Here is a 23,806-nt window from a genome sequence, read left to right as displayed (position 1 = left end):
CGGCATGACTGCCAGCACCTGTCTCGCCGACTGGCCCTGGCCCAAGGTGCTGGCGCATCGCTGCGGCGGAGCGCTGGCGCCGGAGAACACGCTGTGCGGGCTGGACCTGTGCCTGCTCACCGGCTGCCGGGGCGTCGAGTTCGACGTGATGCTGTCGGGCGACGAGACGCCGGTGCTGATCCACGACGACACGCTGGAACGCACCACCAACGGTAGCGGCCAGGTGTGCCAGACGCCGGACACCCTGCTTGCCCTGCTCGACGCGGGCAGCAAGCACCACCCGGCTTTCGCCGGTGAGCCGCTGCCGTTCTTCCGCGCCGCGGCGGCGCGCCTGCAGGCGCTGGGCCTGGCCGCGAATGTCGAGATCAAGCCCTCGCCTGGCTTGGAGACGCTGACCGGCGAGGTGGTCGCGCGCGTGGCCGCCGAAGTCTGGCGGAACAAGGCCCTGCCGCCCCTGCTGTCGTCCTTTTCCGAGGCGGCGCTGGATGCCGCGGCGGTGGTCGCGCCAGAGCTGCCGCGCGGCCTGCTGGTCGATCGCGTGCCGAGCGACTGGCAGGCCCGCTGCGAACGCGTGGGCGCGATTGCCCTGCATGTGAACGGGCACCACCTGGACGAGCCGGCCGCGCGCAAGGTGCGCGAGGCCGGCTACCGCCTGGCGGTCTACACCGTGAATGAGCCCAGCCATGCGCATCGCCTGTTCCAGTGGGGCGTGGACTGCGTCATCACCGACCGGCCGGATCGCATCTTCGAGCCCCTGGGCGTGCCGGGTTGATGGCAACGGCAGGCGCCTGGCTGTCACGAAAAATTCATACGGGTTATCCCTTAAGTCGTAGGTCCGGGCGTCGATGAAGGGTCGGCGTGCTCACGAGGCGCGCCACCCTCTCACAGGCCATCCGTCCCGTACCTCCCGATGAAAATCTCTCGTCAACTCATGCTGCTGGCGCTCGTCAATGGCGCGGCCCTGCTCATCGCGCTGCTGTTGAGCGCCTATCGCCTCTCCGACCTGCGCCAGGCTTTCGCCGACTACTCCAGCGGGCAGGCCACCCTGTACCAACTCGCCGAAATCAAGGCCAGCACCCTGGCGGTGTCGCGCGCCGACCTGCTGGCGCCCGAGACGCCGCAACAACTGAGCGCCGCCGATGCGCTGGTCCGCGCACGCTGGGCGCGACTGCGCGAAACCCTGCCGGCCGAGCAGCGCGAGGCCGCCGACAAGGAGGTGCTGGCCAACTGGGAGGCCTTCCACAAGAACTTCGACAATGCGATCAAGATCTTCACCAGCGCACCGCAGGATGCACTGAGCATCCCCGAGCGCATCTACACGATGTACCTCGTGCCCCTGAACCAGGCGCTCGACCGCCATGCGGCCGCGCACCAGACGCAGGCCGCGGCCAGCCAGGCCGGCATCCAGCGCCGCATCGACAACCTGCTGTGGGTGGTGCTGACGCCGCTGCTGGTGGCTGGCGTGGTCGTGCTGGCCTTCCAGATCCGCTTCGGCCAGCGTATCCGCAAGCGGGTGGCGGCGATGTCGGCGGTGTCTGCGCACCTGGCCGCGGGCGACTTGCAGCATCGCCTGCCGGCGGGCGAGCGCGACGAACTGGGCGAGCTGGCGGCTCATTTCAATGGTTTCATCGAAGCCTTCGAACACATCCTGCGCGACGTGCAACGGGCGGTGGCCGATGTCGACCGCGTGACGCGTTCGGTGGCCCAGCAGAACGAGCGCCTGGGCGGCCATACGCAGGAGCAGTCGCGTCAGTTGGAGGAGACCACGCGCGCCGTCGGCGAGATCAGCCGTGCGGTGGAAGACATCGCGCATTCCGCGGCGGAGGCCTCCCAGTCCGCCGCCCAGGCCAGTGACATGGGCGTGCAGGCCGGTCACATCGGTACTGCCACGGTGGCGCGCCTGGACGAGTTGGGCGGCGCCGTGGGCCTGGCTGCCGAGCAGTTGAGCCGTCTGTCCCATTCCATCACCCAGATCGGCGACGTCAGCGCGTTGATCAAGGGCATCGCCAGTCAGACCAACCTGCTCGCCCTCAATGCCGCCATCGAGGCGGCGCGGGCCGGCGAGCATGGGCGCGGCTTCGCGGTGGTGGCCGACGAAGTGCGCGCGCTGTCCGAGCGCACCGCCACCTCGACCGGCCGCATCGAGGAACTGTTGCAACAGGTGTGGTTGGCCTCGGCCGAAGTGGTGGCCTCGATCCGCAGCGCGGAAGAGAAGGCCGCCCTCAGCCGCGACCAGGGCGGGGTGATGAACGACAACATCGGCAGCATGGTGCCAGCGGTGGGCGAAGTCAGCCGCATGCTCGACGGCATCGCGGCCGCCACCGAGGAGCACAGCTCGGCCACCGCCAGCATCCATGGCCTGGTGGAGCAGGCCGCGGGCATCGCGCGCGAGCTGGTGCGTCAGCTCGACCACACGCGCGCCGACATGGCCTCGCTGACCGAGGTGGCACAAGGCCTGCAGCGGGCGACCGGGCGCTTCCGGGTGTCCGGTCTCGGCCAGACCGGTTGAGGCGGGCCGGCCGTGGGCTGCTAAGGCGGCCGGGCGGGCGGCCCGGATGGTAAAATCCGGCGATTCAACACTTTGCCGTGACCTCACCCGACCGGGCCACCATGAAAGCCGCAGACATCCGTTCCACCTTCCTCAGCTTCTTCGAATCCAAGGGCCACCAGATCGTCGCCTCCAGCCCGGTGGTGCCGGGCGACGACCCGACCCTGCTGTTCACCAACGCCGGGATGAACCAGTTCAAGGACGTGTTCCTCGGCTTCGACAAGCGCCCGTATTCGCGCGCGGCCACGGCGCAGAAATGCATCCGCGCCGGCGGCAAGCACAACGATCTGGAAAACGTCGGCTACACCGCGCGTCACCACACCTTCTTCGAGATGCTGGGCAACTTCAGCTTTGGCGACTACTTCAAGCAGGACGCCATCAAGTACGCCTGGGAACTGCTGACAGAAGTGTTCAAGCTGCCCGCTGACCGCCTATGGGCCACCGTGTACGCCGAGGATGACGAGGCCTACGAGATCTGGACCCAGCAGATCGGCCTGCCGCCCGAGCGCGTGATCCGCATCGGTGACAACAAGGGCGCGCGCTACGCCAGCGACAACTTCTGGATGATGGGTGACACCGGCCCCTGCGGTCCCTGCAGCGAGATCTTCTACGACTTCGGCCCGGGCATTCCGGGTGGCCCCCCGGGCAGCCCGGATGAAGACGGTGACCGCTACACCGAGGTGTGGAACAACGTGTTCATGCAGTTCAACCGTCGTGTCGACGAGAACGGCAACTACGTCATGGACCCGCTGCCCAAGCCCAGCGTCGACACCGGCATGGGCCTGGAGCGCCTGGCGCGCGTGTTGCAGAACGTGCCGACCAACTACGACATCGACCTGTTCGTGAACCTCATGGCCGCCGCCAAGCGCGAGGTCGAGGCGGCCGGTGGCGACAACGTGGACAAGGATTCGCCCTCGCTCAAGGCGATCGCCGACCACATCCGCGCCTGTTCCTTCACCGTCGCCGACGGCGTGGTGCCCAGCAACGAAGGCCGTGGCTACGTGCTGCGCCGTATTGCCCGCCGCGCCATCCGCCATGGTTACAAGCTTGGCGCGCGCAGCCCCTTCTTCTACAAGCTGGTCGACGCGCTGACGCTGGAGATGGGCAAGGCCTATCCCGAGCTGGTGGCCAAGCAGCGCCGCATCACCGAGGTACTCAAGCAGGAGGAAGAGCGCTTCTTCCTGACCATTGCCAATGGCATGGAAATCCTGGAGTCCGCGTTGTCCTCGCTGGGTGCGGGCAAGGTGCTGGATGGCGAGACCGCCTTCAAGCTGCACGATACCTACGGCTTCCCGCTGGACCTGACCGCCGACGTGCTGCGCGAGCGCGGCCTGAGCGTGGATGACGCCGGCTTCAATGCGGCCATGGCGCGGCAGCGCGAGCAGGCGCGCGCGGCCGGCAAGTTCAAGATGTCGCAGGGCCTGGAGTACAGCGGCGTGCCGACCGACTTCAAGGGCTACGAGAAGATCTGGGTTGAAGACGCCAAGGTTGCCGCGCTGTACGTCGATGGCAGCCCGGTCGAGGTGATCCGCGCCGGCGACGACGCCGTCGTGGTGCTGGAGACCACGCCTTTCTACGCGGAGTCGGGCGGTCAGGCCGGCGATGCCGGCTGGTTGATGAATGGCAAGGCCGGTTTTGCGGTGGACGACACCTTCAAGATCCAGGCCGACGTGTTCGGCCATCATGGTCGTGTGGTGGAAGGCGAGATCCGCATCGGCGACACCATCGACGCGCGCGTCAATGGCAACCGTCGGGCCGCCACCGCGCGCAACCACTCGGCCACCCACCTGATGCACAAGGCCCTGCGCGAAGTGCTCGGCAATCACGTGCAGCAGAAGGGCTCGCTGGTCGACGCCGACAAGACCCGCTTCGACTTCGCCCACAACGCGCCGCTCACCGAGGCCGAAATCCTCAAGGTCGAGCAGATCGTCAATCGCGAGATCCTGCAGAACGCAGCCACCGAGGCGCGCGTGATGTCCATCGAGGACGCCCAGAAGACCGGCGCCATGATGCTGTTCGGCGAGAAGTACGGCGACAGCGTGCGGGTGCTCGACATCGGCTCCTCGCGCGAGCTGTGCGGTGGTACGCACGTGGGCCGCACTGGCGACATCGGCTTCTTCAAGATCGTCATGGAAGGCGGCGTGGCCGCCGGCGTGCGCCGTGTCGAAGCAGTGACCGGCGAGAACGCGATGAACCTGATCCTCGAACGCGAAGCCCTGCTGGACAGCGTGGCCTCTCTGCTCAAGGCGCCGGTGGCCGAGTTGCCGGCCAAGCTGGCGCAGACGCAGGAACACGTCAAGGCACTGGAGAAGGAACTGGCCGCGCTCAAGGGCAAGCTGGCCAGCAGCCAGGGCGACGCGATGCTCGACCAGGCGGTTGATGCCGGGGGCGTCAAGGTGCTGGCGGCGGTGCTGGAAGGCGCCGACGTGCCGGCCCTGCGCGAGGCGGTCGACAAGCTGCGCGACAAGCTGGGCACGGCGGCCGTCGTGCTGGCGGCAGTGGCGGACGGCAAGGTCAGCCTGATCGCGGGCGTGACGCCGGACCTGACGGCCAAGGTCAAGGCCGGCGAGCTGGTGAACATGGTGGCCCAGCAGGTCGGCGGCAAGGGTGGTGGCCGTCCCGACATGGCCCAGGCTGGCGGCACCAACCCGGCCGCGCTGCCTGCCGCGCTGGCCTCGGTCAAGGACTGGGTCGCCGCGCGCGCCTGAGAGGGCTGCGCGCGCGCGGTGGCGGACGGTATCATGCCGAAGGCATAGGGACGGTCCGCGCTGCCGCGGTCCGGAGGCGACTGCGGGACGGGGGCGGAGATGGTCTTTGGGCTGGGCGTGCTGGGATGTCTGCTGCTGGCGGCGGCCGCGTTGGCCCTGCAGCGCCGGGTCTCGCTCGCCACCGAGCTGCGCGTGCTGGGCGACAGCTTCGATGCCCCTGTCCTGGTGTTCGATCGTAATGGCCGGGTGCGCGGCTTCAACGAGCGTCTCGCCAAGCTGTGCGACAGCCTGCTGGTAGCGGCACCGGAGAACGGCCTGCGCGTGGCCGACCTGCTGCGCGACTGGGTGTCCTCCAGCGTGCTGGAGAGCGGGGTCAGCGCGCTGATCGAGTTGGTGGAGCGCGGCGAGGATGCGGTCGAGTGTCGCCTGGTCGGCCAGACCTACAGCGTCACCCGCATCCGCCTCGCCCAGCAGCGCGCGGCCTTCGTGTTCCATGACGTTTCCGGCCGCGTACGGCTGGAGAGCGCGCTGGCCGACAGCGAGGCGGCGCGCCGTTCGCTGCTCGATACCTCGCCGCTGCCCATGCTGCTGACCTCGCCGCTCAACGGCCAGATCCTCGAGGCCAACCAGCCGGCGGCCAGCCTGTTCGGAGCTGAGGGCGCGGCGGCCCTGGTCGGGCGCACCTCGCTCGAGTTCTACGTCGATCCGGAAGAGCGCACGCGCCTGCTCGACGTACTGCGCCAGCACGGCCGCATCGACAATCACGAACTGCCCTTGCGGCTACCCGATGGCGGCCATGGCTGGTTCATCCTGTCTGCGCGCACCGTCGACGTCGGCAACCAGCGCCTGATCCTTTCCGCGATCAACGATGTCACCCGCCTCAAGCTGGTGGAGACCGCCTTGCGGCGCAGCGAACAGCAATTGCGCCAGTTGCTCGAGCGCACCCCCATCCCCATCCTGATCCTCGATCCGGAACGCAGCATGGTGCTGTTCGACAACCGCCAGGCGCGGGTCGAGTTCGGTGGCGGTGAGAGCGCTTCGCGCGTCGGCCTGCCGCAGCCGGACATCTTCGTGAGTGGCGAGGAGCGTGAGTCGGTCGGTTCCGAGCTGGAGCGCAGTGGCGTCGTGGAAGGCCGCGAGCTGCAGTTGCGACGGGCCGACGGCGAGGTGCGCTGGTTCTACCTGTCCGCCGTGCGCGTCGAGTACGAGGGGCGCGAGGCGGTGCTCTACTCGATGCTGGACATCAACGAGCGGCGGCAGATCGAGGCGCAACTGCACCTCGCACGGGTCGAGGCCGAGCTGGCCAACCGCGAGCTGCGCAGCGTCAACCTGGAACTGGAGCAGCAGGCCTCCACTGACCGCCTGACGCAGGCCTTCAACCGCCGCCATTGCGAGGAACTGACGCTGCGCGAGATGAGCCGCGCGCGGCGCTACAACCTGCCGCTGTCGGTGATCCTGTTCGACATCGACCACTTCAAGCGCGTCAATGACACCTATGGCCATGCCGTGGGCGATTCAGTGCTGGTGGAACTGGTGCGTCTGGTGCGTGGCCACCTGCGCAGCTCTGACGTGCTGGCGCGCTGGGGCGGCGAGGAGTTCGTGGTGGTCGCGCCGTCCAGCCTGGAGGAGGCCGCCGCGCTGGCTGGCAAGCTGCTGGAGCGGGTGCGCGAGCACGAGTTCACCCATGTCGGGCGGGTCACGGTCAGTGCCGGCGTGTCCAGCCTGAACTACCGCGACACCCTGGACACCCTCATGCGCCGGGTCGACCGTGCGCTGTACGACGCCAAGGAGGGAGGGCGTGACCGGGCCTGCACCCTCGCATCCGATGCCCTGGGGCCCGGCCCGGAGGAAGAATGAGCATGCAGCAGTTCGCCAGCGACAACTACGCGGGCATCGCACCGGAGGCGCTGGCCGCCTTGCTTGAAGCCAATACCGGGCATGCGCCGGCCTATGGCGACGACCCCTGGACGCAACGCGTGGCCGACCGCCTGCGCACGCTGTTCGAGACCGACTGCGACGTGTATTTCGTGTTCAACGGCACCGCCGCCAACTCGCTGGCCCTGGCCGCGCTGTGCCAGTCCTACCACAGCGTGATCTGCCATGAGGCCGCGCATGTCGATACCGATGAGTGCGGCGCGCCCGAATTCTTCTCCAACGGCGCCAAGCTGCTGACCGCGCGTGGCGAGCTGGGCAAGCTCACGCCCTTTGCCGTGGACGACCTGGTGACCCGGCGCAGCGACATCCACTACCCCAAGCCGGCGGTCGTGACCCTGACCCAGGCCACCGAGCTGGGCACGCTCTACACCCCGGACGAGGTGGCGGCCATCGCGGCCACGGCACGTGCGCGTGGCTTGCATGTCCACATGGATGGCGCGCGCTTCGCCAACGCGGTGGCGGCGCTGGGCGTGAGCCCGGCCGACATCACCTGGCGCGCCGGCGTGGACGTGTTGTGCTTCGGCGGCACCAAGATGGGCTTGCCGGTGGGCGAGGCCGTGGTGTTCTTCAAGCGCGAGTTGGCGACCGATTTCGCCTGGCGCTGCAAGCAGGCCGGCCAACTGGCCTCGAAGATGCGCTTCCTGGCCGCACCCTGGCTGGGCATGCTGGAAGAGGGTGCCTGGCTGCGCCATGCGGCGCATGCGAATGCCATGGCACGTCGGCTCAGCGAGGGCCTGGCCGCGCTGCCGGGCGTGCGCATCGCGCATCCGACCCAGGCCAACGGCGTGTTCGCCGATCTCCCTCCCGCCCTGGAGGCCGGGCTGCGGTCGCGTGGCTGGCGCTTCTACAACTTCATCGGCGGCGCCGCACGATTCATGTGCGCCTGGGACATCGAGACGGCCACCGTGGATCGCCTGCTGGCCGATGCGCGCGCGCTGAGCTGAAAGGCTCCCGGACGTGAAAAGGGCCTGCCACCGGCGTGGCAGGCCCTTTCATTTGGCGATGCCGCGCAGGCTCAGTTACGGAACGAGCACTTGTTCGGGCTGCCCTTGGGGTCGGAGCCGAAGGCTGCGACGGTACAGGGGATGCTGTTGCCCACGCCAACATACTTCAGAACCCAGTTGCCCTTGCGGCCAAAGGCTACCCAGCCGGTGCCGCGCTTGGGCGTGCACACCTTGCCTTCATCCGCGCACTTGCTGAAGTTGTTGGGGTAGTCGCCCTTGCCGGACAGTGCCGGCGGCGTACCGCCACCCGAGCTGCTCGACGAGGAGCTGGATGAGCTGGAACTGCTGGACGAAGACGAACTCGAGGACGAGCTGGAGGAACTGCTGCTCGAGGAGGACGAGCTCGACGAGGAGCTGGACGAAGAAGATGAAGACGAAGACGAAGACGAGCTGGACGAAGAGCTGCTGGACGAGGATGAACTGGAGCTGCTCGACGACGAGCCGCTACCTGAGCACGCTGCTGCGGTCAGTTGCGCGCCGTTCTTGCCCACGCCCGCGTAGCCGGGCAGCTTGTCCTTCACGCACTGGGCGCTGACCGGCTCATAGGTGTAACCGAGCGCCTTCGGGAAGGTCGCAGTCGTCTTCCAGTCGGTCGCATCCACCGTGCCACCGCTGCTGTAGCTGATGTTGTAGGTGGCGAAGTCGGCGGGCGACATGATGTTGTTGTTGCGCAGATCCCAGAAGCCGCAATTGCTGCTGTCGTAGCGGCAGGTCACCGGGTTCTTGGCGTTCTGGAACCAGTTGCGTTCGATCAGCGCATAGCCACCCTGGCGTACGTTGATGCCGGAGTCGGTGATGCCGTCGTAGAGGTTGTTGTAGACGTGGATCCAGCCACCGCGCTGCAGCGGCAGACGGGCCGACACGTTCTTGTAGTAGTTGTGGTGGAAGGTGATCTCGCGGCCACCCGCGATATCGGAACTCGACGAACCATCCAGGCCGACCTTCTTGCTGTCGTGGATGAAGTTGTACGAGACGGTGATGTTGTGCGAGTCCTTCTTGATGTCGATGGCCGACTCGAAGGTCAGGTCGCCGTCCGGCGAGCCCTTGCACTCGTTGTTCACCGCGAACAGCTCGTTGTGGTCGATCCACACGTTGGAGCCGCTGTCGATGCGGATCATGTCGGCGTCGTTGGCTGCGCCGCCCAGCGCACCGATCTTCATGTTCCTGACGACCACGTTGTTCGAGCCGCCGTTGATCACCACGCCGAAGTTGGCGGAGGAGCCGTTGGCGCCTTCAAGAGTCACGCCGGCGGTGAAGTTCTTGATCTCGACCTTGCGGTAGGTATCGCTCCAGCGCGGCTTGGGGCAATTGCCTGAGGCGTCGACCGTGTGGTCCTTGATGACCTGGGCGATCAGCGCGTCTTCGTTGCCGGTGTAGGTGATATGAATCGGGTACGCGCCGGTGCTGACTTTCTTGCCGGCATCGTCGATGCGGGCCGCTTCGATGATGGACTGGATCTGTTCGAAGGTCGAGGCGCTGAATTTGCGGGCGCTGCCGATGTTGCCGTCAGCGGTGGCAAAACCGCCTGTCGGTGCGGCCAGCGCGGTCTGCGCCAAGGCCAATGCGATGCCCCCGACCAGGGCATTGAGCTTGAATTGCATAACGACTTCTCCATTCTGTTTATTGGTTTTCGTCGGGCAGGGGAGCCCGCGATCCTGACCGCCGAACGGACTGCGCCAATCGCCTCGCGCTGCCGTGCAGCATGTCGACTCTGCGGCGGTGCGGGATCGGTGCCAAGCACCGTCCTACGGGCGCCGTCTGTCCCTCTGGGGGCGAGGTGAACGAAAAAGGCCTGCCACCGGAGTGGCAGGCCTTGCTTGCTGCGAAGTGCGTATCAGATCAGTTCTGGAACGAGCACTTGTTCGGGTTGCCGCCAGGGTTGGAGCCGAAGGCGGCGACGGTACAGGCGATGCTGTTGTTCACGCCGACGTACTTCAGGACCCACTTGCCCTTGCGGCCAAAGGCCACCCAGCCGGTGCCACGCGTCGGCTTGCAGGTTGCGCCTTCGTCCGCGCACTTGCTGAAGTTGTTGGGATAGTCACCCGTGCCCGACAGCACCGGCGGCGTGCCACCACCCGAACTGGAAGAGCTGCTGCTCGACGACGAGCTGCTGGAGCTGGACGACGAGGAGCTGCTCGACGACGAGGAGCTGGAAGAGCTGCTGCTGGAGCTGCTCGACGAACTGCTGGAGGACGAGGAGCTGCTGCTCGACGAGGAGCTGGAGCTGCTCGAAGACGAGCTGCTACCCGAGCAGGCGGCAGCGGTCAGTTGCGCGCCGTTCTTGCCCACGCCGGCGTACTGCGCCAGCTTGTCCTTCACGCACTGCGGGGTCACCGGCTCGTAGGAGTACGGCAGCGTCAGGTTGAAGGTGCCCGTGCTGGTCCAGCTATCGGCGTTGATGCCACCGCTGCCCGGATCCGTCCAGGTGATGTTGTAGGTGGCGTTGCCCGCAGCGCTGGTGACGTTGTTGCCACGCAGGTCCCACTTGCCGCAGTTGACCGTGTCGTAACGGCAGGTGATCGGGTTCACCGAGTTCTGGAACCAGTTCTTCTCGATCAGTGCCATGCCGCCGGTACGAACATTGATGCCCGACTCGGTGATCTTGTCGTAGAAGTTGTTGTACACGTGGATCCAGCCACCACGTTGCAGCGGCAGACGGCCATTCACGTTGGAGTACACGTTGTGGTGGAAGGTGATCTTGCGGCCACCACCGATGTCGCTGGCGGATGAACCGTCCAGGCCGACCTTCTTGCTGTCGCGGATCACGTTGTAAGAAACGGTGATGTTCTGCGACTCCTTCTTGATGTCGATGGCCGACTCGAAGGTCAGGTCGCCGTCGGGCGAGCCCTTGCACTCGTTATTCACGGCGAACAGCTCGTTGTGGTCGACCCACACATTGACGCCGCTGTCGATGCGGATCATGTCAGCGTCGTTCGAAGCGCCCGGCAGTGCGCCGATCTTCATGTTCTTGATGATCACGTTGCTGGACTTGTTCACGACGATGCCGAAGTTGGCCGAAGAACCATTGGCGCCCTGGATCGTCACGCCCTTGGTGAACTCCTTGATTTCAACGTACTTGTAGGCTTCGCTCCAGCGCGGCTTCGGGCAATTGCCGGAAGCGTCGACGGTGTGGTCCTTGATGACCTGGGCGATCAGCGCGTCTTCGTTGCCGGTGTAGGTGATGATGACCGGGTAAGCGCCGCCGGTGACCTTGTTGCCAGAAGCGTCAAGGCGTGCCGCGGCGATGATGTTGTTGATTTCGGTGTAGGTCGACGCCGTGAAGGACTTGGCTCCGGCGACGTTGCCACCATCGGTAGTCGCAAAACCGCCGGTAGAGGCGGCAAAGGCGGACTGACCGGCGAGCAGCAGCAGGCTGGCCGCCAAGGCGGTGAGTTTGACTTGCATGAGTTTGTCTCCAACTAGTTGTTGTGCTGTCGTTCCCGGCGTCTCGGATGCGTGACCGGCGGCGTCGGCGGAGGGGAGCTTGCGGCCACCCTGCAACATTAGTTTGCACATCGAACTACGTAGAGGCAAGCCGCAGTGCATCAAATCGACCTACATCTTTGGTGATAGACGCATGGAGTTTTCGTTGCTCCGTGAAGCAGGTCACACAAGGTGTTGCCTGGGGAAAACCCTAGGCCAGGATGGGGTCGAGATGCAGCAGAGGCCGCGTCGCGCGGTGCGACATGCGCGCTATTTGTTCTGACGACCGGTGTAGGAATTGTTCCTACATGCCGTCTATTGGGCTGGGCTGTTCGGGAGGCGGTATAGAGCTTGGGCGGGCACCGGCAAGGCGGGGCCGTGATCAGGAGTGGGGCGGGGGCGCGACCCGTTGCGCGGGCCACGCCCCGGGGCGCTCAGAACGGCAGTTCGATGCCCGGCCAGGCGGCTTGCAGGGCCTGACGGAATTCGCCCTGGATGCGGGCGATGGCGGCCTCCGAGTCGGCCTCGAAGCGCAGCACCACGACCGGAGTGGTGTTGGACGAGCGGGCCAGGCCGAAGCCGTCGGCGAACTCCACGCGCAGGCCGTCGATGGTGATGCGCTCGACCTCGCCGGCGAAGCTGGCGGTCTTCAGCTTCTCGACCAGTTGCACCGGCTCGCCTTCCTTCATCTTGATGTTCAGCTCGGGCGTGCTGATGGCGTCCGGCAGGGCCTTCAGCACGGCATTGGCGTCCGCGCTCTTCGACAGGATTTCGAGCAGGCGCACGCCGGTGTAGAGGCCGTCGTCGAAGCCGTACCAGCGCTCCTTGAAGAACATGTGGCCGCTCATCTCGCCGGCCAGCGGGGCGCCGGTCTCCTTGAGCTTGGCCTTGACCAGGGCATGGCCGGTGTTCCACATGACCGGCTTGCCGCCGTGCTGGCGCACCCACTTGGCGAGGTTCCGCGTGCACTTCACGTCGTAGATGATTTCGCCGCCCGGCACGCGGCTCAGCACGTCGGCCGCGAACAGCATGAGCTGACGGTCGGGGTAGATGATCTCGCCGTCCTTGGTGACCACGCCCAGGCGGTCGCCGTCGCCGTCGAAGGCTAGGCCCAGTTCAGCGTCGCCACTCTTCAGCGCATGGATCACGTCTTCCAGGTTCTCGGGCTTGGAGGGGTCCGGGTGGTGGTTCGGGAAGTTGCCGTCGACCTCGGAGAACAGCTCGGTCAGCTCGCAGCCCAGGCGCTTGAAGAGTTCCGGCGCGGTGTTGCCGGCCACGCCGTTGCCGGAGTCCAGCACGATCTTCATCGGGCGGGCCAGCTTCACGTCGCTCAGGATGCGTTCGATATAGGCCTGGCGCACGTCGGTGTGCGTGAGCTTGCCCTGACCCTTGGCCAGGTCGCCGTCGACGATGCGGCGGCGCAGATCCTGGATCATCGCGCCATAAAGGGTCTGGCCACCCAGCACCATCTTGAGGCCGTTGTACTCGGGCGGGTTGTGGCTGCCGGTGATCGACACGCAGGAATTCGCGCCCAGGTGGTAGGCCGCGAAGTAGGTGATCGGGGTGGCCACGCAGCCGATGTCGATGACGTCGATACCGGTGCTGGTGATGCCTTCGGCCAGCGCGGCAGCGAAATCGGGACCGGACAGGCGGCCGTCACGACCGATGACGATGGTCTTCTGGGCGCGGGCCAGCGCCTCGCTGCCGAGGGCCTGGCCGATGGCGCGCACCGTGTCGATGGTGAGGGATTTGCCGACGATGCCGCGGATGTCGTAGGCCTTGAAGATTTCGGGTGCTGGATGGGTCATAGGTGTGGTCCAAGCAGAAGGAAAATTCCGGAAGGGGCCGTGCAGAGGCACGACACCCGGGCTTCATTTGATTTTATAGGGGTTGACCCTCGGTTCAAGCGGCCAGCCCTCTTGGGCCGATCAGAGGATCAGCGTCAGCGCTCCCGTGTAACCCAGTACGCGGGAGCCGACGATCTCGCCGGCCGCGAAGAAACCCGCCAGGGGCAGGTCGCCGAAGACCTCGGCGATCATTTCGATCTCCGTCTGGTCGCGCTCGAACATGGCGCCGCCACGGCCCAGGCAACTCACGTACAGCGCGCCGCGCGGTTCCGCGGGGCAGGCTTCGCGCAGCTCCACCAGCATGTTGTGCAGATCCTCGCGTGCGCTGCTTTCATCCTGTTGCACGAAGACCAAGTGCTGACCGGCGGCGAGGTTGTCGTTGATGGCGATGCGCCCGGTGCGCACGTCGGCGGCGACGATGTAGCGCACGGCGAACAGGCGCCGATCCTCCGGACCATTGGTGAGGCCCACCTGCACGTTGCGGATGGCATGGCGCAGGTCGGCGCCGCGCGCCGGGCCGATAGCTTCGCGGAAGATGTCCAGCGCCGGGCGGCCGTCGATCTTGTCGATCAGGTTGTCGCTGGCGGCGGTCACACGCCAACTGCCGGGCAGGGCCACGCAACTCTGGCTCACCCCGGTCAGCAGGCGCACCCGGCTGTCGAAGGCGGCGCCGGAGAGGCCACCGGTCAAGGGCGCGTCGGCGATCTGCCAGGCGGTGTCACGCGCGCTGGCCATGCCGCCGACTAGGGTGGCTGCGCGCACGCGGGCCGCCATGTCCTGCACCAGCTCGCCCATGTCCGGCGTGCGCGGGTCCGCGTGGATCAGCGCGCCGTAGGCGGCGAAGTCGCGCGGCAGCGGGCTGCGGCCCGAGAAGACACGGAAGCTGTCGGGCGGGAACTGGCCCAGCATGATCGAGATGGCCGGGTTGTCCATCTCCGCGCCACGGTCGCCGATCACGCCGACGCCCGAGGCGCCGACCCAGTGTGCAACGCCGGTGGCTTCGCGCAGGCGCGCCAGGATGGGGGCGATGTACTCGCTGAACTGGTCGGAGACGTACAGGAACCCCAGGTTGGCGCCGGCCGTACGCAGGCGCGGCAACTGACGCAGGGCCTGGTCCAGCACTCCGCTCCAGTCGCTGCCGGCGGCAAAGGCGCTGGCGAAGCGGGCGCGGCTCATGCCGGGCGGCTTTCGACGAGGGCGGGCGGGACGGGAGCGGCGAAGAGGGGCGACATGCTGGGTCCGGACGGGGGCTGGGCTGCCATTTTAAGGCAGCAGCGCCCGCCGTGCCGGCCCGAGCGCCCCGGGCATGCCCCGATGGCGGGACCGGCGACTACAAGCCCAGGGCGGACAAGCCCGGGTGATTGTCTGGCCGGCGTCCCTGTGGCCAGTGGAATTTGCGCTCCTCGGGCCGGATCGGCAGGTCGTTGATGCTGGCGTGGCGGACGGCCATCAGCCCCTGTGCGTCGAATTCCCAGTTCTCGTTGCCATACGAGCGGAACCACTGGCCGGCGTCGTCGTGCCATTCATAGGCAAAGCGCACCGCGATGCGATTTTCCTGCCAGGCCCAGACTTCCTTGATGAGCCGGTACTCCAGTTCGCGGGCCCACTTGCGTTGCAAAAACTCGACGATCTGCGCGCGGCCACGCGGAAACTCGGCACGGTTGCGCCACTGACTGTCCGGCGTGTAGGCCAGCGACACGCGCTCGGGGTCGCGCGAGTTCCAGGCGTCTTCCGCCAGGCGGGCTTTCTGGGCGGCGGTTTCGGCGGTGAAGGGTGGGAGCGGTGGGCGGGCTTGCTCGGACATGATCGGGTTCCTGCGTGGGGCGGCGTTACCGCCGGAGCTCTGTGTATTCTGCTGTGATTCGGATGCCGCAAAAGGGTGCGTCAGTGGGAGCGAGCGGACGCCTTGCTAGAAGGCTCGCGCAGAGCAGTGCTCCTGCACGGCGAGCGAGCCGACAACGCCAGGGGTTCGCGCAGCCCCACTGGCGCGCCCTTTTTCAGTAGGTTTTGTATGGGAGGAACTTCCCGCTCATGGTGATGCTCACGCGGTCGCCCATCGGGTTGGCCTCGCGCTTGAGGTCCATCTTGAAATCGATGGCGCTCATGATGCCGTCGCCGAATTCCTCGTGGATCAGTTCCTTGAAGGTGGTGCCGTACACGCTCACCAGTTCGTAGAAGCGGTAGATCAGCGGGTCGGTCGGCACGCTGGTGGGCAGCGAGCCCTTGTAGGGGACGACCTGCAGCAGGGCGACGGCTTCTTCGGGCAGCTCGAACAAGGTGCCGACCTTGGTGGCCTGCTCCTCGGTGAGTGTCATCTGGCCGAGCAGGGCGGCGGTGGTCCATTCCTTGGATTGGCCGACCACTTCGGCGATCTGGCTCCACTTGAGCTTCTTGGCGATCTTCTTCTCGATGATCAGTTCGGTGACGTCGTGGCGCTTCATGGGTGTTCTCCTTGGGTGGCGGGTTCAGGCGGCCAGCTCGTCACTGGCGCGGATAAGAGGGGGCGAGTCGGGCGAGGCCTCCAGGCCGGGACGTACTCGCAGCGGATGCGTGGCCTGGCGCGCGGCCTCACTGCCGGCGCGGCTGACCAGGAAGTCGATCAGGTGGTTGCGGATGCGGTAGTACTGCGGGTCGTGATGCAGGCTAGCGCGCGTGCGATTGCGCGGCAGCGTGATCTCCACGATCTCGGCGATCTTGGCGCGCGGCCCGTTGCTCATCAGCAGCACCTTGTCGGCGAGCAGGATGGCTTCGTCCACGTCATGGGTGATCATGAAGACGGTCTGCTGCGTGGCCTGCACGATCTTCAGCAGTTCGTCCTGGATGGTGCCGCGTGTGAGTGCGTCGAGTGCGCCGAAGGGTTCGTCGAGCAGCAGCATCTTGGGCTGGATGGCAAAGGCCCGCGCGATGCCCACACGTTGTTTCATGCCGCCCGAGAGTTCGGCCGGCTTCTTCTTCAGCGCATGACCCAGACCCACCATGGTCAGGTACTCGGTGGCCTGTGCCTCGATCTCGGCGCGTGACTTGTCGGGCCAGCGTGAGCGCACCGCGAAGCACACGTTCTCCAGCACCGAGAACCAGGGCATCAGTGCGTGACTCTGGAACACCACGCCACGGTCCAGACCCGGGCCGCTCACCTCGCGGCCATCCACGATCACATTGCCGGCGCTGGGCGACTCCAGCCCGGCCAGCACGTTGAGGATGGTCGTCTTGCCGCAGCCGGAGTGGCCGATGATGCAGACGAACTCGCCGCGCTCGATGCCGAAGTTGATCGTCTCGAACACCGGCTCGGCACCGGGCGCGTAGGTCTTGGACAGTTGTTCGACTTGCAGGTAGGGCATGTGCGTGCTCGTCTCAGAAGGGAGTCGTCATTCCCGCGCAGGCGGGAATCCAGTGTCTTTCGCCGTGCGCGGCCCGGGCGGTGGCGCACCCAAAGCCGTTGGGTCCCTGCCTGCGCAGGGACGACGAGGCGGGGGTGATCCGTCCATCACTCTGCATACGTCACCCATTTCTGCAGCAGCGCGAACAGGCGGTCGAGCAACATGCCGACCACGCCGATCACGAGGATGGCGAAGATCACGTTGGGCAGCGCCAGGTTGTTCCACTCGTTCCACACGAAGTAGCCGATGCCGGTGCCACCGACCAGCATCTCGGCGGCGACGATCACCAGCCAGGCGATGCCCATCGAGATGCGCGCGCCGGTCACGATGGTGGGCGCGGCGGCAGGCAGGATCACGGTCAGTGCGCGGCGCAGCGGGCGCACCTCCAGCGTGCGCGCCACGTTGAGCCAGTCGCGCCGCACGCCGGCCACCCCGAAGGCGGTGTTGATCAGCATCGGCCACAGCGAGCAGATGAAGATCACGAACACGCCGGAGATGCTGCTGTCCTTGATCGTGTAGAGCGCGAGCGGCATCCAGGCCAGGGGCGAGATCGGTTTGAGCACCTGGATGAACGGGTCCAGTGCGCGGTACAGCAGGGGCGACATGCCGATGGCAAAGCCAAGCGGGATGGCCACCGCCGCCGCCAGCAGGAAGCCCAGGGCGACACGCCCCAGCGAATGACCCAACTGGATGGCGATGCCCTTGTCGTTGGGGCCGCGGTCATAGAAGGGGTCGGACAGGTAATGCACGATGGCGCGGCCGATCTCCAGCGGCGGCGGAAAGCCGGTCTGCTTGGCCTCGCTCTTGCCCATCAGCGCGGCGTACTCATCGGCGGCGGTGGCGGGGCCGCCGCTGGCCTTGGGCAGTGTCGCGACATGCCAGACGCCGACGAACAGTGCGAACAGCAGCAGCGAGAGCAGGGCGGATTTCCAGGTCTGGGGTTTCATCTCTGGTTCGGACTCATCAGGTCATGCATCAAGGTTCGTGTCTTTGCTGCCTGCAGAGGCAGGCGGAGCCCTCTCCCGGCGCTGCGCGCCACCCTCCCCCGCAGGCGGGGGAGGGGGATGTGCTGTGTCCGCGCGCCATCACGCCCGCTTGATCGCAAAGCTCTCCACGTAGGCTTCCGGCTTCATGGGGTCGAATTCCTTGCCCATGACCTTGAACTTCGCGTAGCTCTCCTTGGGCGGGGTGAGCCCGACTTCGGCCATGCGCTTCTTGGCGTCGGTGAGCAGGTAGACCTTCTCGGCGATGTCCTTGTATTGCAGATCGCCTTTTACATAGCCCCAGCGCTTCATCTGGGTGAGGATCCATACCGCCATCGAGTACCAGGGGAAGGGGTCGAAGTCGGCGCGGTCGGGCACGTTCTGCACTTGGCCCAGGCCGTCGGCGAAGCGCCCGGTGAGCACCTGTTCAAGCACCGTCTTGGGCTGGTTGAGGTAGTTGGCGGGTGACAGCACCTCGGCCATGATCGGGCGGTTCTTCGGGTCGCGCGCCATCTTGGAGGCGGTCAACACGGCGCGGTACAGCGCGGCGAAGGTGTTGGGGTTCTGCTTCACGAAATCGGCCGAGGCGCCGAACGAGCAGCAGGGGTGGCCGTTCCAGATCTCCTTGGAGAGGATGTGGATGAAGCCCACCTCCTCGTACACCGCGCGCTGGTTGAAGGGGTCCGGGCCGAGGAAGCCGTCGATGTTGCCGGCGCGTAGGTTGGCCACCATTTCGGGCGGCGGTACCACGCGGATCTGGATGTCGCGGTCTGGGTCCAGTCCGTGTTCTGCCACGTAGTAGCGCAGCAGGAAGTTGTGCATCGAGTAGTCGAAGGGGACCGCGAACTTGAAGCCCTTCCAGTCCTTCGGGTCGCGCTTGTCCTTGTGCTTGACCGACAGGGTGATGGCCTGGCCGTTGGTGTTCTGGATCGTCGCCACGTTGACCGGCAAGGGGTTGGAGCCCACGCCCAACGACATGGCGATGGGCATCGGCGCCAGCATGTGCGAGGCGTCGTATTCCTTGTTCATCACCTTGTCGCGGATCAGTGCCCAGCTCGCCGTCTTCACCACCTGCACGCTGAGGCCCTGGGCTTTGTAGAAGCCCAGCGGGTCGGCCATCACGATGGGGCTGGAGCAGGTGATGGGGATGAAGCCGATCTTCAGATCCTTCTTCTCCAGCGGGCCTTTCTCCTGCGCCATGGCTTCCAGCGCGCCCAGCGGGAAGAAGGTGGAGATCGCGGCCAGTGCGCTGCCGCGTCCCACCGCCTGCAGGAAGGCGCGGCGCTTGGCGTCATCGGGGAACACCGCGCGCATCACGGCGGATTCGATCACGCGGCGGCTCATCGCCTCTTCGTTGGCATCCGCCGCCAGGTCCTGTGCCTGCGCGGCGTCATGCTCGGCCTGGGTGTGATGCTGGCCGCAGGTGCAAGTGCCGGCACCGAGGCGGTTGCGGTGATCGAAAGGGTCCTTGAAGGCTGACATGGCGATACTCCTCGAAGAAAGATGGGCCGTGTGCTAGGCGGCGGCAGACATGCCGTGGGCGAATTCGATGTCGTCGCGGTGCAACTGGTAGGCGCGCTGGTACTCCATGATTCGCGCCACCTCACCGACGAAGGCCTCGTCGTAACCGGCGCGGCGTAGCAGGTGGAAACCCAGTTCCAGCCCGGCGCTCATGCCACCGGCAGTGATCACGCGGCCGGCGTCGACCACGCGCGCACGGCTGACGCGGCAGGTCGGTGCGATCTCGGCCAGGCGGTCGATCGGGGTCTTGCCCATGTACGAGGCCTCCAGCCGATCCGGCTCCTTGCGGTTGGTGGCGGGCAAGCCGTCGAGCAGACCCATGCGGCCGAACACCCAGGAGCCGGTGCACACGCTGGCGAGCAGGCAATCGGTGCGCTGCTGGCGGATGAAATCGTGCAGGCGGCGGTTGTGCATCTCCTGCCGCGCACCCAGGCCGCCGGAGATGACGAAGGCATCCATGGCCGGCGAATCGGCCAGGGTGTAGTTGGGCAGCACGGTGATGCCGGAGGTGGTCTGCACCGGACGCATGGCCTCGGCAAGCAGGAACACGTCGATCTCAGGGTCGAGCCGGCGTGCCACCGACAGCACGCCGGCGGGTGCGGCGTAGTCGATGAGCTCTGCGTCCTTGAAGACGTAAATCCCGACCCGGAATCCTGCGATACGCGCCATGTTCTGGCCCCTTGTGTGTTGGGGCCAGATTAGGGCGGGGGGCGAGGCGGCGGTATCGTGCGCGGCGTGATTGTCGTGTAGTGGAATCACTACACGACACACGAGGGAGGGGGCGTCAGGTGGCCGGGGCGGGCCTCGGTTGGCGACCGTAGTGCCAGGCGGCGGTGAGCACGCGCGGCGTCCTGAATTCCTCCGGCACCAGCAGCAGCTTGCGCGCGCGGATGCTCCGCCCCAGGCGCAGGTCGCCGGTGGTCACTGCCAAGGGGATGGCCCCTACCAGCGGGGCGTAGATGGGGGCCAGCCAGAGTGCTGCGGCCGGATGGCTCAGTTGCGCGAACATGCCCCATTGCGCGGCGAGCAGGCTGTCGCCGACGAAGCCATCCGCTGCTTCGCGCCAGCTCAATGCGTCGGCCTCGCGCGGGGGGGATTTCCATTCCAGCCTCATGCCGGTCACGGCGGAGAAGACGAAACTGGTGTGCGCGAACATGCGGATCGGTGCCTGCAGCATCGACAGCAGCCCCTCGATGGCGGCGCTCGCCAACAGGCGGCGCGTGCCACCGAACGCGCCCTGTTCGCGGCGCAGGCAGATCGCGGCCACGCCTAGTGCGCGCGGCAGCATCAGCATCAGCGCGATGAACAGCCACAGGCTTTGCAAGGCGCCGGGCAGGGCGTCGCCCAGTGCGGGCTCCACGAAGCCCCATGCCAGGGTGCCCGCCAGCAGGTAGAGCAGCCACAGCGGGGCGGAGGCATAAGCCATGGCGCCGGTCACGAACATGGCGCGATGTGCGGGGGCCAGGCCAGGCTCGGCGATCAAGCGGGTGTTGAGCATGTTGCCCTGGCACCAGCGCCGGTCGCGTTGCAGCTCGGCCAGCAGGTTGTGCGGGACCTGCTCGAAGCTGCCGGGCAGGTCCGGCACCACCCACACGTGGTAGCCGGCGCGGCGCATCAGGGCGGCCTCGACGAAGTCGTGCGAGAGCACGTCGCCGGCAAGCGGCCCCCGGCCCGCCAGCGTGGCCAGCCCGCAGTGGCGCATGAAAGGGGCGGTGCGGATGATCGCGTTGTGCCCCCAGTAGTGCGAGTCGCCCAGTTGCCAGTACTGCATGCCGGCGGTGAACAGGCTGCCGGTCACGCGCGAGGCGAACTGCTGGGCGCGCGCGTGCAACGTGGTCTGGCCACAGGGGCGTGGCACGGTCTGGATGATGCCGGCGCGCGGATTCACCTCCATGAGGCGTACCAGGCCGGCCAGGCATTCGCCACTCATGATGCTGTCGGCATCGAACACGATCATGTAGCGGTACAGGCGCCCCCAGCGACGGCAGAAATCGGCCAGGTTGCCCGCCTTGCGCTTGCCGGGGCGGCGGCGCACCCGGTAGTAGACGCGTGGTGCGCCGCTGCCGGCCAGCTCGGCGCAGAGCGTCTGCCAAGCCGCGAGCTCCTGTGCCTGCAGCGCCGGGTCGCGCGTGTCGGACAGGATGAACACGTCGAAATGGCGCGCCTGGCCCGTGGCGGCGAGCGATTCGCAGGTGGCGCGCAGGCCGGCGATGACGGTCGGCACGTGTTCGTTGCAGATCGGCATCACGATGGCGCTGCGCGCCTCGGGCGGAATCGTCACCCCGTCGGCCTGGCGGGCGGAGAGCACGTGATCGTCACCGCGCAACAGCACCACGAAGCCCATCATGGCCGACCAGAAGCCGGCCGACACCCAGGCCACCAGCGGCAGGAACAGGAGGAACTGCAGCGTCGAGAGCAGGGGCATGCTGTGCCAGTCCAGCACGCGTGTCATGACGGCGCCCGAGCACAGCGTGGTGAGCGCCATCAGCAAACCCAGCAGGGTACGTCGGCGGGTGGCGACGTCTTGCCAGGGGAGCGGCGGCTGGGTGTCGTACACCGGTACCGCGCGCGTCGGCCTGCCCCGTAGGCGCCGCCAGGCTTCGCGCCAGCCGAACCAGGGGGCGGCGGGCATCGACCCACGCTTTAGCGCGGGTGTCTGCACCAGGGCGGCAGGCGCTTGATCAACGGGGTTCATGGCTGGGGCAGAGGAGGAAGGATCGCGTTCCATGTTTCTGTGAGGGTGTCTTGCTGATTCTGGAGATAGGCGCGCAGCTCGATCGGCTGCTTGTCCTGGCGCTTGAGGCGCAAGGCGAGTCGCCAGCCGCCGCTGCCCTCGTTGCGGAACACGGTCTGCTCCTCGATGCGTGCGTTGGCCGAGGTCTCGATCCGGGCGCGGACGGTGGCGTCCGGCTTCAAACGGTCTAACGCCGGGCCGGCGAAATCGATGACGAAATGCTCCTCGTCGGCGGCGAGCGGAGCGAAACCGGCACCGCGCCGCGCCTGCACCGCGTGGCCGTGAGGTGGCAAGGCCTGTTGCGCGCCCTGCATGTGCAGGCGGTAGCGCAGATCGAGCGGGGCGCCCGGCGTCGGGCTCCGTTCCGGCACCCAGTAGGCGACCACGTTGTCGTGGGTCTCGTCGGGCGTGGGCAGCAGCACCAGTTCGACGCGGCCGCGCCCCCAGTCGCCCTGCGGTTCGATCCAGGCGCTGGGGCGTTTGTCGTAGCGCGCCTCGGTGTCCTCGTAGCTGGCGAACTGGCGGTCGCGCTGCATCAGGCCGAAGCCGCGCGGATTCTCCAGCGCGAAGGAGGTGGTCAGGATGTGGGGCGGATTGACCAGCGGCCGCCAGATCCATTCGTTCTGTGCGGTGTGGATGGCGAGACCGTCAGAATCGTGAATCTCCGGGCGGAAGCCGCTGCGCGGCGGTTGGTTCTCGCCGGCCAGGAACATGCTGGTCAGCGGCGCCAGGCCCAGGGTGGCGACCGGTTTGCGCAGGTAGAGGCGGGCGCTGATATCCACCGTGGTGGTCGCGCCCGGTTGCACGACGAAGCGGTACGCGCCGCTCGCGCTGGGGGAGTCGAGCAGGGCCAGGATGGTGGTCTCGCGCGCGCCGGCAGATGGGCGCACCAGCCAGAACTCGGTGAAGCGCGGAAACTCCTCGCCCTGGCCGCCCACGGTGTCGATGGCCAGACCGCGCGCCGAGAGACCATATATTTGTCCGGCTCCCAGCGCACGGAAGTAACTCGCCCCCTGGAACACGATCAACTCGTCCTTGTACTGCGGCGAATTCAGCGGGTAATGCAGGCGCAGGCCGGCAAAACCGATGTCGCCCCAGTGCTGCGTGTCGAAGCGGTTCTGGCCATAGTCGAACAGGCGGGTGGAGAAGGGCTGTTCCCGCACCTGGCCGTCGACCACCTCGTGGATGGTAACGGGCTCCAGGAAGTACTTGCCGAGGTGGAAGAACATCGCCTCGAAAGGCAGCCCCTCCTTGCGCCACAGGGCCTCGGCCGGTTTGAACCGGATGTCGCGCATCTGGTCGTAGTTCAGCGTGCGCAGCGGCTCGGGCAAGGTCGGCGATGTATTCCGATACGGCGTGGCCGCGCCTGCGCGGGCGCGCTCGGCAAGCTGGGCGAAGATGTCATCGGGCGTGGCTGCGCGAACTTGGGGCAGCGTCAGCCCGACAAGACAGGCGAGCAGCGTGGCGGGCAGCAGGTCGGAAAAGCGCAACAAAGCTCGCGCAGTGCGGGTGCGCAAGGGAATCGGTTGGGTCGGGTATGTCATGGTCCTTGGCATGTGCGACGTGCCCAGCACAAGCCATGCAGTATTGATGCCAGACGCTTGAGAGCAGGAAGGCGTGCACGGCATGACTGCGCAAACGGGGCAGGCAAATTTGCGCTGCTTCGGACTGGCGATCGTGGCGGCGGTTCCCCTGTTTCCTGCGCTGCCTGCGAAAAGAGGCCGCA

Annotated in this window: 17 protein-coding genes; 5 read left to right on the top strand and 12 right to left on the bottom strand. The window is 66.8% G+C overall.

The features are described 5' to 3' along the window. Positions 1 to 4 precede the first annotated feature (4 nt). The 5 genes from ugpQ (at position 5) to NMB43_RS15570 (ending at position 8,135) form a co-directional block, all read left to right on the top strand. Positions 5 to 772, top strand: coding sequence for a glycerophosphodiester phosphodiesterase (gene ugpQ, locus NMB43_RS15590; RefSeq protein ID WP_494349080.1), 768 nt, complete (start codon positions 5 to 7; stop codon positions 770 to 772). Positions 773 to 910: 138 nt separating this feature from the next. Continuing rightward, positions 911 to 2,509, top strand: a complete 1,599-nt coding sequence (locus NMB43_RS15585) for a methyl-accepting chemotaxis protein (RefSeq protein ID WP_494349079.1) — start codon at positions 911 to 913, stop codon at positions 2,507 to 2,509. 101 nt (positions 2,510 to 2,610) lie between these two features. Next, positions 2,611 to 5,256 (top strand): alanine--tRNA ligase, encoded by a 2,646-nt coding sequence (gene alaS / locus NMB43_RS15580; protein ID WP_494349078.1) that lies wholly within the window; start codon positions 2,611 to 2,613, stop codon positions 5,254 to 5,256. 99 nt (positions 5,257 to 5,355) lie between these two features. Continuing rightward, complete coding sequence (locus NMB43_RS15575) at positions 5,356 to 7,113, top strand: sensor domain-containing diguanylate cyclase (RefSeq protein ID WP_494349077.1); 1,758 nt, start codon at positions 5,356 to 5,358, stop codon at positions 7,111 to 7,113. After that, positions 7,110 to 8,135 carry a threonine aldolase family protein gene (locus NMB43_RS15570; protein ID WP_494349076.1) on the top strand — a complete coding sequence of 342 codons (1,026 nt, stop codon included), beginning with the start codon at positions 7,110 to 7,112 and terminating at the stop codon, positions 8,133 to 8,135. The genes NMB43_RS15575 and NMB43_RS15570 overlap by 4 nt, the downstream gene beginning before the upstream one ends. Before the next feature lie 71 nt (positions 8,136 to 8,206). Here the strand turns inward: NMB43_RS15570 and NMB43_RS15565 are convergent, their stop codons facing one another. From NMB43_RS15565 to NMB43_RS15510, 12 genes are all read right to left on the bottom strand, one after another. Then, positions 8,207 to 9,796 (bottom strand): pectate lyase family protein, encoded by a 1,590-nt coding sequence (locus tag NMB43_RS15565; RefSeq protein WP_494349075.1) that lies wholly within the window; start codon positions 9,794 to 9,796, stop codon positions 8,207 to 8,209. Between the two features lie 238 nt (positions 9,797 to 10,034). After that, positions 10,035 to 11,600 carry a pectate lyase family protein gene (locus NMB43_RS15560; protein ID WP_494349074.1) on the bottom strand — a complete coding sequence of 522 codons (1,566 nt, stop codon included), beginning with the start codon at positions 11,598 to 11,600 and terminating at the stop codon, positions 10,035 to 10,037. Positions 11,601 to 12,052: 452 nt separating this feature from the next. Continuing rightward, positions 12,053 to 13,426, bottom strand: coding sequence for a phosphomannomutase/phosphoglucomutase (locus tag NMB43_RS15555; RefSeq protein WP_494349073.1), 1,374 nt, complete (start codon positions 13,424 to 13,426; stop codon positions 12,053 to 12,055). Between the two features lie 120 nt (positions 13,427 to 13,546). Next, positions 13,547 to 14,641 (bottom strand): FIST signal transduction protein, encoded by a 1,095-nt coding sequence (locus NMB43_RS15550; protein ID WP_494349072.1) that lies wholly within the window; start codon positions 14,639 to 14,641, stop codon positions 13,547 to 13,549. Positions 14,642 to 14,795: 154 nt separating this feature from the next. Beyond that, complete coding sequence (locus NMB43_RS15545; protein WP_494349071.1) at positions 14,796 to 15,269, bottom strand: nuclear transport factor 2 family protein; 474 nt, start codon at positions 15,267 to 15,269, stop codon at positions 14,796 to 14,798. A gap of 193 nt (positions 15,270 to 15,462) precedes the next feature. After that, positions 15,463 to 15,906, bottom strand: a complete 444-nt coding sequence (gene cynS / locus NMB43_RS15540; RefSeq protein WP_494349070.1) for a cyanase — start codon at positions 15,904 to 15,906, stop codon at positions 15,463 to 15,465. A 24-nt stretch (positions 15,907 to 15,930) separates the two neighbouring features. Next, the gene (locus NMB43_RS15535) at positions 15,931 to 16,803 is read right to left on the bottom strand and encodes an ABC transporter ATP-binding protein (RefSeq protein WP_494349069.1); all 873 of its coding nucleotides are present in this window, start codon (positions 16,801 to 16,803) and stop codon (positions 15,931 to 15,933) included. Positions 16,804 to 16,949: 146 nt separating this feature from the next. After that, the gene (gene ntrB, locus NMB43_RS15530) at positions 16,950 to 17,789 is read right to left on the bottom strand and encodes a nitrate ABC transporter permease (protein ID WP_494349068.1); all 840 of its coding nucleotides are present in this window, start codon (positions 17,787 to 17,789) and stop codon (positions 16,950 to 16,952) included. A 138-nt stretch (positions 17,790 to 17,927) separates the two neighbouring features. Then, the gene (locus tag NMB43_RS15525; RefSeq protein WP_494349067.1) at positions 17,928 to 19,307 is read right to left on the bottom strand and encodes a CmpA/NrtA family ABC transporter substrate-binding protein; all 1,380 of its coding nucleotides are present in this window, start codon (positions 19,305 to 19,307) and stop codon (positions 17,928 to 17,930) included. 33 nt (positions 19,308 to 19,340) lie between these two features. Then, positions 19,341 to 20,015: a DJ-1/PfpI family protein gene (locus NMB43_RS15520; RefSeq protein WP_494349066.1), complete on the bottom strand. Its 675-nt coding sequence runs from the start codon at positions 20,013 to 20,015 to the stop codon at positions 19,341 to 19,343. Positions 20,016 to 20,130: 115 nt separating this feature from the next. Further along, the gene (gene mdoH / locus NMB43_RS15515) at positions 20,131 to 21,978 is read right to left on the bottom strand and encodes a glucans biosynthesis glucosyltransferase MdoH (RefSeq protein ID WP_494349065.1); all 1,848 of its coding nucleotides are present in this window, start codon (positions 21,976 to 21,978) and stop codon (positions 20,131 to 20,133) included. Positions 21,979 to 22,037: 59 nt separating this feature from the next. Beyond that, a complete protein-coding gene (locus tag NMB43_RS15510; protein ID WP_494349064.1) occupies positions 22,038 to 23,624 on the bottom strand; it encodes an OpgD/OpgG family glucan biosynthesis protein in 1,587 nt (528 codons plus the stop codon). Positions 23,625 to 23,806: the final 182 nt, after the last annotated feature.

It is taken from the genome of Uliginosibacterium sangjuense (assembly GCF_059132465.1).
Note: the sequence above shows the minus strand (reverse complement) of the source record. Positions and strands in the feature narration are given on the sequence as shown.